The 15167-nt window shown below is 70.4% G+C and carries 15 protein-coding genes and 1 pseudogene; 6 read left to right on the forward strand and 10 right to left on the reverse strand.

Translation table 11 applies throughout. The annotated features are described in order from the left end of the window. Nucleotides 1-51: 51 nt before the first annotated feature. Nucleotides 52-432 (forward strand): annotated as a pseudogene (locus AB0N14_RS35050) (ATP-binding protein); the annotation flags it as partial. Nucleotides 433-582: 150 nt separating this feature from the next. Here the strand turns inward: AB0N14_RS35050 and AB0N14_RS35055 are convergent. Further along, nucleotides 583-1581, reverse strand: a complete 999-nt coding sequence (locus AB0N14_RS35055; protein WP_366029740.1) for a DUF2690 domain-containing protein — start codon at nucleotides 1579-1581, stop codon at nucleotides 583-585. Further along, nucleotides 1578-2405 carry a peptidoglycan-binding protein gene (locus tag AB0N14_RS35060; protein ID WP_366029741.1) on the reverse strand — a complete coding sequence of 276 codons (828 nt, stop codon included), beginning with the start codon at nucleotides 2403-2405 and terminating at the stop codon, nucleotides 1578-1580. The genes AB0N14_RS35055 and AB0N14_RS35060 overlap by 4 nt, the downstream gene beginning before the upstream one ends. A 334-nt stretch (nucleotides 2406-2739) precedes the next feature. On the opposite strand from AB0N14_RS35060, the gene AB0N14_RS35065 reads away from it, so the two are divergent. Further along, nucleotides 2740-3195, forward strand: coding sequence for a peptidoglycan-binding domain-containing protein (locus tag AB0N14_RS35065; protein ID WP_366029742.1), 456 nt, complete (start codon nucleotides 2740-2742; stop codon nucleotides 3193-3195). A 91-nt stretch (nucleotides 3196-3286) separates the two neighbouring features. Here the strand turns inward: AB0N14_RS35065 and argS are convergent, their stop codons facing one another. After that, nucleotides 3287-5050 (reverse strand): arginine--tRNA ligase, encoded by a 1764-nt coding sequence (gene argS, locus AB0N14_RS35070; RefSeq protein WP_366029743.1) that lies wholly within the window; start codon nucleotides 5048-5050, stop codon nucleotides 3287-3289. 220 nt (nucleotides 5051-5270) lie between these two features. Here argS and lysS point away from each other — a divergent pair, with 220 nt between their 5' ends. Beyond that, complete coding sequence (gene lysS / locus AB0N14_RS35075) at nucleotides 5271-7016, forward strand: lysine--tRNA ligase (RefSeq protein WP_366029744.1); 1746 nt, start codon at nucleotides 5271-5273, stop codon at nucleotides 7014-7016. 55 nt (nucleotides 7017-7071) lie between these two features. On the opposite strand, the gene AB0N14_RS35080 is transcribed toward lysS, so the two are convergent. From AB0N14_RS35080 to AB0N14_RS35090, 3 genes are all read right to left on the reverse strand, one after another. Next, a complete protein-coding gene (locus tag AB0N14_RS35080) occupies nucleotides 7072-8367 on the reverse strand; it encodes a DUF2637 domain-containing protein (protein WP_366029754.1) in 1296 nt (431 codons plus the stop codon). A gap of 181 nt (nucleotides 8368-8548) precedes the next feature. Next, nucleotides 8549-9514, reverse strand: a complete 966-nt coding sequence (locus tag AB0N14_RS35085) for a DUF3558 domain-containing protein (protein ID WP_366029745.1) — start codon at nucleotides 9512-9514, stop codon at nucleotides 8549-8551. A gap of 118 nt (nucleotides 9515-9632) precedes the next feature. Continuing rightward, nucleotides 9633-10511 carry a DUF3558 domain-containing protein gene (locus AB0N14_RS35090; RefSeq protein ID WP_366029746.1) on the reverse strand — a complete coding sequence of 293 codons (879 nt, stop codon included), beginning with the start codon at nucleotides 10509-10511 and terminating at the stop codon, nucleotides 9633-9635. A gap of 193 nt (nucleotides 10512-10704) precedes the next feature. Between AB0N14_RS35090 and AB0N14_RS35095 the strand changes: the two genes are divergently transcribed. After that, nucleotides 10705-11898: an RtcB family protein gene (locus AB0N14_RS35095; protein ID WP_366029747.1), complete on the forward strand. Its 1194-nt coding sequence runs from the start codon at nucleotides 10705-10707 to the stop codon at nucleotides 11896-11898. 68 nt (nucleotides 11899-11966) lie between these two features. Here AB0N14_RS35095 and AB0N14_RS35100 read toward each other — a convergent pair whose 3' ends face one another. From AB0N14_RS35100 to AB0N14_RS35110, 3 genes are all read right to left on the reverse strand, one after another. Then, entirely contained in the window at nucleotides 11967-12137 is a 171-nt protein-coding gene (locus AB0N14_RS35100; protein WP_366029748.1) for a hypothetical protein, read from the reverse strand. Further along, complete coding sequence (locus AB0N14_RS35105) at nucleotides 12134-12910, reverse strand: SDR family NAD(P)-dependent oxidoreductase (RefSeq protein ID WP_366029749.1); 777 nt, start codon at nucleotides 12908-12910, stop codon at nucleotides 12134-12136. The genes AB0N14_RS35100 and AB0N14_RS35105 overlap by 4 nt, the downstream gene beginning before the upstream one ends. Nucleotides 12911-13021: 111 nt before the next feature. Continuing rightward, on the reverse strand, nucleotides 13022-13357 hold the full coding sequence (locus tag AB0N14_RS35110; protein WP_366029750.1) for a YnfA family protein: 336 nt from the start codon (nucleotides 13355-13357) through the stop codon (nucleotides 13022-13024). Between the two features lie 247 nt (nucleotides 13358-13604). Here AB0N14_RS35110 and AB0N14_RS35115 point away from each other — a divergent pair, with 247 nt between their 5' ends. Continuing rightward, entirely contained in the window at nucleotides 13605-14063 is a 459-nt protein-coding gene (locus AB0N14_RS35115; RefSeq protein ID WP_366029751.1) for a hypothetical protein, read from the forward strand. Here the strand turns inward: AB0N14_RS35115 and AB0N14_RS35120 are convergent. Then, nucleotides 14060-14863 (reverse strand): helix-turn-helix domain-containing protein, encoded by an 804-nt coding sequence (locus AB0N14_RS35120; protein WP_366029752.1) that lies wholly within the window; start codon nucleotides 14861-14863, stop codon nucleotides 14060-14062. The genes AB0N14_RS35115 and AB0N14_RS35120 overlap by 4 nt on opposite strands. A 106-nt stretch (nucleotides 14864-14969) precedes the next feature. Between AB0N14_RS35120 and AB0N14_RS35125 the strand changes: the two genes are divergently transcribed. Beyond that, nucleotides 14970-15167 (forward strand): LLM class flavin-dependent oxidoreductase (locus tag AB0N14_RS35125; RefSeq protein WP_366029753.1); only part of this gene is annotated, 198 nt, incomplete at its 3' end.

Genomic DNA, 15167 nt, shown 5'->3' on the forward strand with positions numbered 1-15167 from the left:
ACCGAGTGATCCACGGTAGTGACTCTCCGCAACACTCGTCCCGTGAACGAGATGATCCAACTCCCGCCCCTGCGCGAGAGGTTCTTCCGGCGGGAGCGCCGGTCCGTCCCGGCCGCACGGCAGTTCGCGTACGAGGTCCTGGCCGACTGGGGGCTCGCGAAGGCGGAGCGCGGCGACGACGTGCTGTTGTGTGTCAGCGAGTTGGCGACGAACGCGCTGGTGCACGGCGTACCGCCGGGCCGTTGCTTCCGGGTGTTCCTGCGGTACGACGGCGTGGTGCTGCGGGTGGAGGTGCACGACAGCGGTCCCGGTGAGCCGCGCATTCCGCTGGAGGCGGACGAGGGCGGCCGGGGCCTGCTCCTGGTGGCGGCGCTCTCGGACAAGTGGGGGGTGGGGGAGCGGGACCCCGGCAAGGTGGTGTGGTGCGAGTTCGTATGGCCTCGTGAAGTTCGGCTCGATGTCAGCGACGCACGCGAAGGTCACGTCCACGGCCATGTGTGGAGCGACTGCCGGCAGGCCGTTGAATCCGCAGGTGCGACACATTTCCCAGATGTGTCGCAGTTCAGCCGGCACACCACCTCCTCATCCGGAGGGTCGGCTCGCCGGGGTCGGTGGCGGGGCCGTGACGCGGCCCTCGACGCACGCCGGTTGCCCGCCCGCCGTCGGCCGGTAGCACGCCCGGACGGCGGTGCCGGGGCGGGTGGCGGCCATGGGGGTGTAGACGTAGTCCTTCGCCTCGTCGGCGTCCTTGACCCGGGCGGAGTGACTACGGCCGTCCGCGGTCACCTCGATCCGGTCGCCGACATGGGCGCCCCACACCCGGGCCCAACTCGCGCCGCACTCCGTGCTGTAGCGAAGTTCCATACCGACGCCGGCGGCGGTGTGGCGCGACGCCAGGGTGGCCGGGTGGGGGCCGCAGTGCAGGGCCATCGGGTCCCCGCCCTCGCAGGTGGCGCCCCCGCAGAGCGGGGCGAGGGCGGGTTGGGGCGGGGACGGAAACGGCCGTGGGATGCCGCCCGGGTGCGGCAGGAGGAAGAGGGCCAGGGCGACGGCCCCGGTGGCGAGGGCGCATACGGCGGTGACCAGCGCGGCGGCCGCGCCCTTCCGGACGGCGTGTCCGGTTTCCTCGGCCGGGGCAGGGGCGGTGCCGGTGGCCTTCGCCGTGTCCGTGGCGTTCGCCGCGTCCTTCGCCGCGTCCGCATCCGTGGCTCCCGCCGTGTCCCCGTCCGTGGAGGGGGAAGGGGATGAAGCAGCCGGAGGCGGGGGTGACTGCTGTACCGGGGCCGTGGGCGGCGGCTCCTCCGCCCGTGCGCGTCCGCTCGCCTCCGACTCCGCCAGTTCCCACAGGGCCAGACAGCGACCGGCGGGTTCGTGGGCGAGGCGGCACAGATCCAGCACGGCCTGGCGCGGCGGCAGGGTCTTGCCGTTGAGATAGCGCTCCCAGGACGACTTGCTGTACGGGGTGCGTTCCTCCAGGCGGGCCAGGCTCAGACCGGTGCGTGCCTTCAGCGCGCGCAGTTCGGCCGCCAGCCGCGCCCGCTCCGCGGACGTCGTCCCCTGCGTCCCCGTCGGCCGGGTCATTTGCGGAGCGCCCCCCAGGTGTGCGGTCCGACGATGCCGTCCGGGGGCAGTCCGGCCCGCTTCTGCAGGTCCTTGACCGCGCGCTCGGTCAGCGGTCCGTAGACGCCGTCGATGCCGCCCGGGGAGAAGCCCGCCCGGCGCAGCAGACACTGCGCCTCGGCCACGTCCGGCCCCGCCACGCCCTGGGCGAGGATCGCGTCCTGCGTACGGCTGTTGCCCGCGTACCAGTGGCCGTCCGTCCGCTGGATGCGGCAGGTGTACGACGGCGCCGACCCCGACGTCGGAAAGGTTCCGGCGGTCGAGGCGGGGCGGGTCGCAGCCGCCTTGTCGTCGGTGCCGTGGTCCGTGAGGCGGACGGCCAGGAGAACCGCCGAGACGACGGCCAGCACCAGGGCCACGGCTCCGGCCGCCACCGCGAGGCGCAACGAACGTCCGTGCGGCCGCGCCGCCCTGCCGTCCGCCGCGACCGGGGTCTCGTCGTGGGCCGAGGACGGCCCGGCCTCGGCCGACGAAGGCTCCTCCCCGTCCGCCTCCGCCACCTGCGTGCCCCGGCGCCGCTTCTCCCAGCCCTCCGCGGCCAGTTCGTGCAGCACCAGCAGCCGTGTCGGATCCTCACCGCCGACCTGGGCCAGTGCCTCCACGGCCTCCCGGGGCGGCAGCGACCTGCCGTTGAGGTACCGCTCCCACGACTTCTGGCTGTAGCCGGTCTTCGCCGCCAGCCGATGCATGCTCAGATCGCCGTGGTCCTTCAGCCGCCGTAATCGCACCACCAACTGCCGCACACGCGGATCCAGGTCTGCGGGCAGCGCTTTCCAACGCGGCATGTTCCCCCCTACTCGCGTCCCGGGACCTTGGTCGTCGGTCCCTGTTTCCGCCGCATTCTGCATGAACTTTCACGGCGCACCCCACCTATCGGTTCCCGCCCCGGCACCGAATAGGCCACCCGCCCGCCCCACCCGCTCCCCGCCGCCGTCGCGTCGAAGCGTCCCGCCCAGGCGTCCTGCCAAGACGTGTCCCCGCAGGTCAGCGCCCGGGACGTCCCACGAAGTCGTCATTGCGGCGGCGCCCGTGGCGGAGCTCGGCGCCCGGCCCGCACTCTCGAGTTGCCAGCGGCGCCCACCACCTCAGGCGCCGCCCGATCACCCGAAAGGGACACGCATGCGACCGAACCTCATGGCGAGGACCCTCGTTGCCGCCACCGCCGTCGCCGGGATCGCCGCCGGGAGCCTCGCGGGTGCGACCGCCGGCTTCGCGGCCTCCGCGCCGACCGCCAAGCCGGCGATGAGCGCCCAGGCCGTCTCCGTGCAGGCGGTGAACAACCTCGGCCTGAACACGAAGGAGGCCAAGGGCATCCAGCGGGTGCTGAAGCGCGACTGGGGCTACAAGGGAGCCATCGACGGCCGGCTCGGCACCGACAGCTGGAAGGCCATGCAGCGCTACCTCCACAAGTACTGGGGCTACAACAAGAAGATCGACGGCGTCGTCGGCAGCGACACGGTGAAGGCGCTGCAGCGCATGCTGAAGAAGTACTGCGGCTACAAGGGCAAGATCGACGGAATCGCCGGGAAGGACACCAGGGCCGCCTTCAAGTGGTTCGCCAACCACTACGCCTGACGACCGCCTGCGAGAGTCGCCCTTCCCAAAGCACCGCGGCCCGTCCTCCCCACGGGGGAGAGGACGGGCCGCGGCCCTGGCAGGGTGGGGCTCAGAGCCGCTCGGGCGTCCGGATGCCCAGCAGCGCCATCCCCTGGTGCAGCGTCCGGGCCGTGACGTCGCACAGGAACAGGCGGTTCTCCACCTGCTCCGGCGTCTGAGCTTTCAGCACCGGGCACTTGTCGTAGAACGACGTGTACAGCGACGCCAACTGGTACAGGTACGCCGCCATCTTGTGCGGGGCGTAGTCCGCCGCCGCCTCCGCCACCGTCTCCGCGAAGGCGTCCACGTGCAGGCCGAGCGCGCGCTCCACGTCCGTCAGCGCCAGCTCCGGATGCGCGGACGGCCGCACGTCGCCGGCCTTGCGCAGGATCGACTGGATACGGGCGTACGCGTACTGGAGGTAGACGGACGTGTCGCCGTTGAGCGAGACCATCTGGTCCAGGTCGAACTTGTAGTCCCGGTTCGCCGACGTCGACAGGTCCGCGTACTTCACCGCGCCGATGCCCACCTGGGCGCCCCGCTCGGCGATCTCCTCCTCGGACAGGTCCTGCGCCTTCTCCCGTACGACGGCGGAGGCGCGGTCGATCGCCTCGTCCAGCAGGTCCACCAGCCGCACCGTCTCGCCCTCACGGGTCTTGAACGGCTTGCCGTCCTTGCCGAGGACCGTGCCGAAGGCGAGCTGGTACGCCTTCACGTCGTCGTTCAGCCAGCCGGCCCTCCGTGCCGTCTCGAAGACCATCTTGAAGTGGAGCGACTGGCGGGCGTCCACCACGTAGATGATCGAGTTCGCCTTCAGGTTGAAGACACGGTCCCTGATCGCGGACAGGTCCGTCGCCGCGTAGCCGTAGCCGCCGTCCGACTTCTGCACGATCAGCGGGACCGGCTTGCCGTCGGGGCCCTTGATGTCGTCGAAGAAGACGCAGAGCGCCCCTTCGGAGCGGACGGCGACGCCCGAGTCCTCCAGGAGACGGCAGGTCTCGGCCAGCATGTCGTTGTAGCCGGACTCGCCGACGATGTCGGGGTCCCGGATCTCCATGTCCAGCTTCTCGAAGACCGAGAAGAAGTAGATCTTCGACTCGTCGACGAACTTCTGCCACGTGGCGAGCGTGCGCGGATCGCCGGCCTGGAGGTCGACCACCCGGCGCCGCGCCCGCGTCTTGAACTCCTCGTCGGAGTCGAAGAGCTTGCGCGCGGCCTTGTAGAGGCGGTCGAGGTTCGACATAGCCTCCTCGCCAGTCACTTCGGCGGCCTTGTGGTCCAGCTCGTGCGGGTGCTCGTCCAGGTACTGGATGAGCATGCCGAACTGGGTGCCCCAGTCGCCGATGTGGTGCCGGCGGATCACCGTCTCGCCGGTGAACTCGAGAAGCTTGACGACCGAGTCGCCGATCACCGCGGAACGCAGGTGGCCGACGTGCATCTCCTTCGCCACGTTCGGCTGGGCGTAGTCGATCACCGTGGTGCCCGGCTGCTCGGTGTACGGCACGCCGAGGCGGCCCTCGGCGTCGGCGGCGCGGGCGGCGAGGTTCTCGGTGATCGCCTTGTCCGTGACCGTGATGTTGAGGAAGCCGGGACCGGAGACCTCGACCTTCCCGATCACGTCACCGGTGACCACCTGGCCGACGACCTGCGTCGCCAACTCCCGCGGGTTCGCCTTCGCCTTCTTCGCCAGCGCCAGGATCCCGTTGGCCTGGAAGTCCGCCCGGTCGCTGCGTCGCAGCAGCGGGTCCGCGTCGGCGGTCTCCGGCAGGGCAGCCGAGAGGGCGGACGCGAGGCGCTGGTGGACGGCGGACGTGAGGGACGTGACCGAGGCCATAGGAATGGGTGCCGTTCTCCTCGTGGGGATGGATAGACACGGCCAGTATCCCATGCGGGGTAAAGCGAATTTTCCTCTCGCCCGGTGAACGGCGGCCCCCGTTCACCCGTCCAACGCGTTGAAAAGGCGTTTTCGTGGATGTGGCGCAGCCTGGGACAATGGAGCGGTCAGCCGTGCGACCGTACCGGCTGCTCGTGGAGAACCTTCAGAAAAAGAGGACGTGCCGATCGTGGCTCAGAGCACCGAGACCACCGACTGGGTCTCCCGTTTCGCGGATGAGGTCATCGAGGAGTCGGAGCGTCGGGCCCCGGGCAAACCGGTCGTCGTCGCGTCCGGACTGTCTCCGTCCGGCCCCATCCACCTGGGGAACCTGCGCGAGGTCATGACCCCGCACCTGGTCGCCGACGAGATCCGCCGGCGCGGGTACGAGGTGCGGCACCTGATCTCCTGGGACGACTACGACCGGTACCGCAAGGTCCCCAAGGGCATCGCCGGTGTCGACGAGGACACGTTCAAGGAGCACATCGGCAAGCCGCTGACCTCCGTCCCGGCCCCCGAGGGCTCGGCGTACCCGAACTGGGCCGAGCACTTCAAGGCCGCCATGATCGCCTCGCTCGCCGAGCTGGGCGTGGAGTTCGACGGCATCAGCCAGACCGCGCAGTACACCTCGGGCGCGTACCGGGAGCAGATCCTGCACGCGATGAAGCACCGCGGCGACATCGACGCGGTCCTCGCCCAGTACCGCACCAAGGCGAAGCCCGCCAAGAAGCAGCAGCAGAAGGCCGTCGACGAGGCCGAACTGGAGGCCGAGGAGGGCTCGGGCGCCGCGTCGGAGGACGACGGCAGCTCCGGCTCCGCCGGCTACTTCCCGTACAAGCCGTACTGCGGCCGGTGCGGCAAGGACTTCACCACGGTCACCGCGTACGACGACGACTCGACCGAGATGACGTACACCTGCACCGCGTGCGGCTTCTGCGAGACGGTCCGGCTGAGCGAGTTCAACCGCGGCAAGCTGGTCTGGAAGGTCGACTGGCCGATGCGCTGGGCCTACGAGGGCGTGATCTTCGAGCCGAGCGGTGTCGACCACTCGTCGCCGGGCTCCTCGTACCAGGTCGGCGGACAGATCGTCGGGATCTTCGACGGCAAGCAGCCCATCGGGCCCATGTACGCCTTCGTCGGCATCTCCGGCATGGCGAAGATGTCGTCGTCCCGCGGTGGCGTCCCCACCCCGGCCGACGCCCTCCAGATCATGGAGCCCCAGCTGCTGCGCTGGCTCTACGCCCGCCGCAGGCCCAACCAGTCCTTCAAGATCGCCTTCGACCAGGAGATCCAGCGCCTCTACGACGAGTGGGACAAGCTCGCGGGCAAGGTCGCCGACGGCTCCGCCCTCCCCGGTGACGTCGCCGCGTACACCCGCGCCGTCGGCACCGCCGCCGGTGAGCTGCCGAAGACGCCCCGCCCGCTGCCCTACCGCACCCTCGCGTCCGTCGCCGACATCACCGCCGGCCACCAGGACCAGGCGCTGCGCATCCTGTCCGACCTCGACCCGGCCAACCCGCTGAGCTCGCTCGACGAGGCCCGCCCGCGGTACGACAAGGCCGAGGCGTGGATCAACACCCACGTCCCCGCCGACCAGCGCACCATCGTCCGCGACGAGCCCGACGTCGAACTGCTGAAGTCCCTCGACGAGCCCTCCCAGCAGTCCATCCGGCTGCTGCTCGACGGCCTGGAGGACCACTGGTCGCTGGACGGGCTCACCCACCTCGTGTACGGCGTGCCCAAGGTCCAGGCCGGATTCTCCGCGGACGCCACGCCCAAGGAGCTGCCGCCGGAGATCAAGACGGCCCAGCGGTCGTTCTTCGCGCTCCTGTACCACCTGCTCGTCGGCCGCGACACCGGCCCGCGCCTGCCCACGCTGCTGCTCGCGGTGGGCCAGGACCGGGTGCGGGCCCTCCTCGGGGAGTAAGCCAAAGAGAAGGCGCCCGGTGCTCCTCGGCACCGGGCGCCTTTCCACGCAGGATCTAGGCGATGTGGTCTTCTTCCAGTTCCGCGTTGTAGCGGTTCGTGAAGCGGTTGACCATGCGCTTGGCCTCTTCCGGGGGGAGGCCGATGCTGAACTCCGCCTCGACGTTCTCGCTGAACTCACGGGGCGTCGGGTAGCTGCCGTTGATCGACTGCTTGAAGACCTGGTAGTACGCGTCCTCGTCCGGCTGGGGCGTGCCGCCGCCCTCTCCGAGCTCGCGGGTGCGGTTCGGGCCGACGGGGATGGGGAAGCTGCCGGTGTCCTCGGGGGACGGCTGCGGGGGTCCCTGCGGGCCGGGCTGCTGCGAGCCCTGCGGGACGGGCGCCTGGAACTTCTGCGGGACGGTCTGCTCGAACTGCTCGGGGTGCTGGTCCTCGTACCAGTCGTCGTACGGGGGTTCCGGCTCGTACGTCGGGTCGTAGCCGCCGTGGTAGTCGATCTGCCGTTGGGCCTGGAACCAGGGGCTCTGGTCGTCCAGTTCCTCGTATCCCGGCTGTCCGGCGTTCTGGTTGCCCTGGAGTTCGGGGCGCTGCCCGCCGGGAGGGACCGCCTGCTGCGGGACGGGAGCCGCCCCGGGCGCACGACTGCCCGCGGCCGCCTCCAGCCTCGGCGCCGGGGGTATCAGCGCCGGTTCTATGCCCGCCGCCGCCAGGCCCGCCGGAGCCGTCTCCGCCAGCGGGACGCCGTACCGCGCCAGCCTCAGCGGCATCAGCGACTCCACCGGAGCCTTACGACGCCACGCCCGGCCGAAGCGGGAGCGCAGGCGCGCCTGATAGACGAGGCGTTCCTGCTCCAGCTTGATCACCTGGTCGTACGACCGCAGCTCCCACAGCTTCATCCGCCGCCACAGCAGAAACGTCGGGACCGGCGAGAGCAGCCAGCGGGTCAGACGGACGCCCTCCATGTGCTTGTCCGCCGTGATGTCCGCGATCCGGCCGATCGCATGCCGGGCCGCCTCCACCGCGACCACGAACAGCACCGGGATCACCGCGTGCATGCCCACACCCAGCGGGTCCGGCCACGCCGCCGCGCCGTTGAACGCGATCGTCGCCGCCGTCAGCAGCCACGCCGTCTGGCGCAGCAGCGGGAAGGGAATGCGGATCCAGGTCAGCAGCAGGTCCAGGGCCAGCAGCACACAGATGCCCGCGTCGATACCGACCGGGAAGACATAACTGAAGTTCCCGAAGCCCTTCTTGATGGCCAGCTCACGGACGGCCGCGTACGAACCCGCGAAACCGATCCCGGCGATGATGACTGCACCGGTGACGACCACACCGATGAGAATCCGGTGCATCCGTGTCAACTGCAGTGGCGCGGTCACCCGTACTCCCCTCCCAGTGCCTGTTGTTGCGCGCAACAGGGTGGCACACGCGTGCGGTGAACGGGTGGCCGGTATGGGGAGACCCCCCCATCCGCACCGGACCGAACCCCCGCAACCGCCCTGCGCGCGCTACGAGTTCCGCGCGGCAGCCGGCTCAGTTCTTCTGCGAGGCCGACGCCGACGGAGACCCGCCCTTCGCGGGACTCGCCGACGCGGAGGACGACGGCGACGCCGACTTCGACGGCGAGGCGCCCTTCGACGCACCTTGCGACGGGGACCCGCCCGCCGCCTTGCCACCGTCGTTGTTCGCGGCCGACACCGCGGACACCACTTCCTTGACGGCCTTCTCCGCCGCCTTGGTCAGGTCGTCCGCGTCCGGCGTCTTGTCGCCGGCCAGGCCCGCGCCGTTGTAGTCGACGGTGACCACCACGTTCTCCACGCGCGCCACCACCGTCTGCTGCTTGAAGTCGCCTTCTTTCTTCTTCAGGTCGTACGTCACCGCCGTCGCCGCGTCGCCCGCCCCGGAAACCGGCACCGCCTTGGTGCCCTTCGCGCCGTCGACCGCCTTGGCGTCCTGCACCTGCTGGTCGTAGTACTGCTGCGCCAGCTTGTTCCCGTCGCCGCGCGTGGCGTCCGACTCGAAGCGCAGCAGGGAGACGTTGAGCCAGCGGAACTGGGAGCCCTTGACGCCGTTGTTCTGCAGGCTGCTCCACGCGCAGCTCGACCGCGTCTTCGCGTCGTCCGTCGAGCCCGCCTTGCCGGACTTGGCACCCTTCGGGACCAGATCGCCCAGGGTCTTCTGGGACAGCACGGAGCAGGGCTGGGGCAGCGTCGCGTACGCGGCGGGCCGCACCGCGTTCGCCGACGCGCTCTGCGAGGGCCGTGCGCTCGACTCCTGCGCCTGCGGCTTGGCGTCGCCGCCCGAGCCCGAACCGGAGGAGCCCGAGGAACACCCGGCGGCGACGAGCACCGCAGGGACGGCGGCCGCGCAGACGAGGAAACGGCTCACGCGCGAACCCCGCCGGCCCGGCCGGCACTCGCCCCGCTCGCCCTGATCACTGTGATCGTGCTGGTCTCGCTGCTCTCGCTGTGCAGGTCGGTGCATGGTTCCTTCACTCATGACGCTTGTGACGCTCGTGGTCGTTCGGTCGGAACGGGTCCGAGGGGCCACGGTACGCGGTGGGGACGCATGCGGGGTGAGATCCGGTTCCCTCGCGAGACCGCGGCGAGGGGGTCCCTCAGCCGAGCGAGCCGGCCAGCTGTCCGGCCAGTTTCCTGGCCTTGTCCTGCATGTCCTCGCTGCTCGGGGTGGTCCCGGGGGCGGCCGGCTGCTCGTCGTACTCGATGGTCACGATCACGTTGGACGTGCGGAACACCACAGTCACGGTCCGCTGCTGGGCGGTGCTCAGCTCGTCGTCGATGAACGCCTCGTCGCCGAGGTCGTCGAGAGTGCGTGGCTGGAGATCCGCCGGGGTTCCGGTGACGGAGGGACTGCCGGAGGGAGAGCCGGACGCCGATGCCGAGGGGTCGGGACTGCCACTGGCCCCGGCGGCGGAAACGGTGGCGGAGGCGGAGGCGGATGAGGACGGAGAAGCGAAGCCGGAACCGGAACCGGAACCGGGACTCGGGCTCGCAGGGGAACCGGAACTCGAACTGGAACCGGCGCTGGGCTCCGGAAGGTTCGCGGCCTGCTCCTTGGTGGCGTAGACCTGGTGGGCGGCGTTGTCGTCGGAGACCGCGTTGTCGTACGACACCACCCGCTCGAAGTCCACGAACAGATGGTCCGTGGCGTCGGTCGACTCCGCCTTCCAACGGCAGCCGGAGCGGCGGTCGTTGTTGTAGGTGAGGGCGGCATCGCCCTGGTACGCCTTGTCGCGCTGCTCCTGGTCCGCCATGCGCGTCAGGCCCGGCAGAAGTGCGTCGAGGGTGTCATGGGTCACGGCACTGCAGGCGTCGGCGAGGGTGCGGTACTTGCCCGGCTGCGGGGCGGCGGCGCTCGTGGTGGAACCGGCCTTGGGATCCGTGGCCCGGCCACCGCTGCCGGAACCGCCGGTGCAGGCGGCCAACAGGGCCGCGAGGAGCACGGCGGCGCCCGGTACGTACGCCTTCCGCTGCACGGTCAGGCTCCTCTCGACGGTGTTCCGCGGGGTGGGGCCGCTGGTTATTCGGTTGCCGCACGGGGCGGACCCCTGGAGACAATGTGTATCGCACGCACTGCCGTGGACGCCGGTCCGTTGTCCCTTACGTCGACCTTGGCGCCGGTTTTGCGCTTACAGACTTCTGTTGTGATTCCGGGGGATTGAGGACGATATGTCGTACGTAGAGGTGCCGGGGGCGAAGGTCCCGATCCGCATGTGGACGGACCCGACCACGGTCGAGGACGCCGCGATGCAGCAGCTGCGGAACGTGGCGACCCTGCCGTGGATCAAGGGCCTGGCGGTCATGCCGGACGTCCACTACGGCAAGGGCGCGACGGTCGGCTCGGTGATCGCGATGCGGGGCGCGGTGTGTCCGGCGGCGGTCGGGGTCGACATCGGGTGCGGAATGTCGGCCGTGAAGACGTCACTGACGGCGAACGACCTGCCGGGGGATCTGTCACGACTGCGCTCGAAGATCGAGCAGGCGATTCCGGTGGGGCGGGGGATGCATGCCGACCCCGTCGACCCGGGGCGGCTGCACGGGTTCGCCACCTCGGGGTGGGAGGAGTTCTGGGGGCGGTTCGGCGGGGTGGCCGAAGCGGTGAGGTTCCGCGAGGAGCGGGCGCTGAAGCAGATGGGAACGCTGGGAGCCGGGAACCACCTGGTTGAGTGCTGCACGGATACCGAGGGTGCGGTCTGGCTCATGCTGCACTCCGGTTCCCGCAACATCGGCAAGGAGCTGGCCGAATACCACATCGGCGTCGCGCAGAAGCTCCCGCACAACCAGGGCCTGGTCGACCGTGACCTGGCGGTATTCGTCTCGGACACACCCCAGATGGCCGCATACCGAAACGACCTCTACTGGGCGCAGGAGTACGCGAAGTACAACCGTGCGATCATGATGGCACTTCTGAAGGACGTGATCCGGAAGGAGTTCAAGAAGGCGAAGCCGGCCTTCGAGCCGGAGATCTCCTGCCACCACAACTACGTGGCCGAGGAACGGTACGAGGGTATGGACCTGCTGGTCACCCGTAAGGGAGCGATCCGCGCGGGTTCCGGTGAGTACGGAATCATCCCGGGCTCGATGGGCACCAGCTCGTACATCGTGAAGGGCCTGGGGAACGAGAAGGCCTTCAACTCGGCATCGCACGGCGCCGGTCGGCGCATGAGCCGCAACGCGGCCAAGCGACGCTTCACGGTACGTGACCTGGAGGAGCAGACGCGAGGCGTCGAGTGCCGCAAGGACGCGGGAGTCTTGGACGAGATTCCAGCCGCTTACAAGAACATCGACCAAGTGATGGCGCAGCAGCGTGACCTCGTCGAGGTCGTGGCGAAGCTGAAGCAGTTCATCTGTGTGAAGGGCTGAGTGCCGGGACGGGCGCGGCGGTCATCTGCCGCGCCCATGGCCCGTCCCCTCAATCCGGCGTCCCGGATTCACTTGGCGTGTCGTACCGCGTAGATCATCACGAACGCCACGATGTGGATGCCGAAGAGGAAGTACGCCAGGTAGTACCAGACATAGCGTTCGCGTTTCTTCTCCAGCGCCAGGCGTTCCTGTTCGGCGGCCTGCTCCGGGTCGTCCGCTGGGACCGGGTCGGGTATCACAGGTCCCTGTGGACCTTGGTGTTCGAGGCCTGGGCGCGGGGGCGGACCACCAGGAGGTCGACGTTGACGTGGCTGGGGCGGGTGACCGCCCAGGCGATCGTGTCGGCGACGTCGTCCGCCGTCAGGGGCTCGGCGACGCCCTCGTAGACCTTCGCCGCCTTGTCCTCGTCGCCGCCGAAGCGGGTCAGCGCGAACTCGTCCGTCTTCACCATCCCGGGGGCGATCTCGATCACGCGGACCGGGATGCCGACGATCTCCAGGCGCAGGGTCTGGGCGAGGACGTGCTCGGCGTGCTTGGCGGCGACGTAGCCCGCGCCGCCCTCGTACGTGGCGTGGCCGGCGGTGGAGGAGACGACGACCACCGTGCCGTCGCCGCTCGCGGTCAGGGCGGGCAGCAGGGCCTGGGTGACGTTGAGGGTGCCGAGGACGTTCGTCTCGTACATCCGGCGCCAGTCCTCGGGGTCGCCGGTCGCGACCGGGTCGGCGCCGAGCGCGCCGCCCGCGTTGTTCACGAGGACGCCGATCGTCCTGAAGGCGGTGGCGAACTCGTCGACCGCCGCACGGTCGGTGATGTCGAGCGCGTACGCCGTCGCCGAGTGGCCGGCGCCCGTGAGTTCCTCCGCGAGCCCCTCGATACGGTCCTTGCGGCGGGCGGTGAGGACCACGCGGTAGCCCGCTTCGGCGAGCTGCCGGGCCGTCGCGGCGCCGATTCCGCTGCTCGCGCCCGTGACGACGGCGATACGGGAGGCGGCGGAGGGTGCTGCGGCGGTCATGGTCGACTCCTCGACGGTCGTTCGGCAGTTGCTCGTTCATGGGGCGTATGAGTGGCCTCTGCCCAGGATAGGCGGCGGGGGCACGCGCCCGGCTTGGTGCCCGAGGCGTGGTCAGTGGCCCCGGGGCGCCCACATGATCACGGCCATTCCGGCGAGGCAGATCAGCGCCCCGGTCGCATCCCAGCGGTCGGGGCGGTAGCCGTCCGCCACCATGCCCCAGGCCAGTGAACCGGCCACGAAGACACCGCCGTACGCCGCCAGGACGCGGCCGAAGTGGGCATCCGGCTGGAATGTGGCGACGAAGCCGTAGATACCGAGAGCCATGACGCCCGCGCCGATCCACAGCCATCCGCGGTGTTCGCGCACGCCCTGCCAGACCAGCCAGGCGCCGCCGATCTCGAACAGCGCGGCGAGGAGGAACAGGGCGGCGGAGCGGAGGATCAGCATGCGGCCACCCTCGCATGCCGGCCGGTCCCGGACGGGCGTGGGGCGAAGCCTGGCGCCACGGCAGCCGGGGCCGCAGTCGGACCGGCCTGCCCGCACCACGAACGGGAGGGACCGTGCCATGTCCACCGGCCCCAGCGCTTCACCGCCGACTTCCGCTCGCACCTCACCTGCCCGGCGGCGCCTGTCCCGTCGTCCGCGTGGCATACATGCGGTGATCGTCCGGGGACCGACGCGGAGGAAGTGACGTATGCGGAAGCGGATCGCAGGTGTGCTGGGTGCGGCCCTGGCGGTGGGTGCCGCCGTGCCCGCCGTGGCGGTGGTGCCCAAGATTGCCATCGCCTCTCACGGGTATGTGACCCTGACCGGTGGCCGGGCCGACGTACGGCTGACCCCGCGCAACGACGGGTGGGCCGCCGTCGCCGGGGCCACCGTGCGGCTGCGCTTCTCGCGCGCCCTGAGCGGTCCGCAGCAGCTGCCGGAGGGCTGTGCGGCGGCCGACTCGAACACGGTGGTGTGCGGGACGGGACCGCTCGCGGCGGGCGGGGTGGGCCGGGAGATCCGGCTGCGGGTGGGTCTTGCGGGGGCGCCCGCCGAGGTGCGGCTGGAGGTCGAGACCCTGCACAACGGCGACGCCGCCGACCGGGACCCCGTCGGGGACCGGCAGCAGGTGCTCGCGCTGGAGACGGGGGACGAGTACGCCTTCTAGCGGCCCTCATGGGGGCTGTGCCGAACGTAGGCCGTGGGGGGCACCCCCACCGTCGCCGTGAAGTCCCGCACCAGGTGGGCCTGGTCCGCGTAGCCCAGGTCGGCCGCCAGGCCCGCCCAGTCCACCGCCCTCTCGGTCTCCGCGCGTTCCAGGGCCTCGTGGATGCGGTAGCGCAGGACGACACACTTGGGGCCCACGCCCACGTACGCGGCGAACAGGCGCTGCATGACCCGTACGGACATGCCCTCGGACCGGGCGAAGTCGGTGACGCGGCGGATGGTGCGGTCCGTTCGGATGCGGTCGACCAGGGCCATGGCGAGGTCGGCCCGGGGGTCGGGGCGGGGGGCGAGGTCGAGGAGGAAGGTGTCCAGGGCGGCGACACGGGCGTCCTCGTCGTCGGGGGCGAGGACGGCGGCCGCGTCGGCTTCCGGGAGCGGGAGCCGCTTGCCCGTCCACTCCGACACCGGCCGGTTGGGGAAGAAGGGGCGGAAGCCGCCCGGGCGGAACTGAATGCCGCAGACCCGGCCCTTCCCCTCCAGTTTCTGGGTGAAGAGCTCCAGGCCGATGCCGGCGAGCTCGGCGAAGGGCTCCCGGTCCGCGTACTGCTGGAAGACGATGTTCACGGACGGGTGCGGGACCACGTGTGAGGCGTACGGCCGGGTCAGGTCCCAGTCGATCAGCCAGTAGTGCTCCAGGTACGGCCGCAGGGGTGCGGCCGGTTCGCGGCGGCGGAAGTCCACGCGCGCGAAGAGCTCCGCCGCGTCGACGATTCCTCTGGTGTCACGGCGTGGGGCGGCCATGTCCGGGATCGTACGAGGGGGCACCGACAGGGGCGGAATACCGGGAAGGGCGGAACCGTTTGCGGGTATAGTTGAATCGTAAACAACTTGGAGGGTGTGAGCGATCATGCAGTTCGGGATCTTCAGCGTCGGTGATGTCACGCCGGACCCGACCACCGGCCGGACGCCGACCGAGCGCGAGCGGATCAAGGCCATGGTCGCCATCGCGCTGAAGGCGGAGGAGGTCGGTCTGGACGTCTTCGCGACGGGCGAGCACCACAACCCGCCGTTCGTGCCGTCTTCCCCGACCACGATGCTCGGCTAC

This window comes from Streptomyces sp. NPDC051104 (assembly GCF_040682835.1).
Lineage (GTDB): Bacteria > Actinomycetota > Actinomycetes > Streptomycetales > Streptomycetaceae > Streptomyces > Streptomyces cynarae.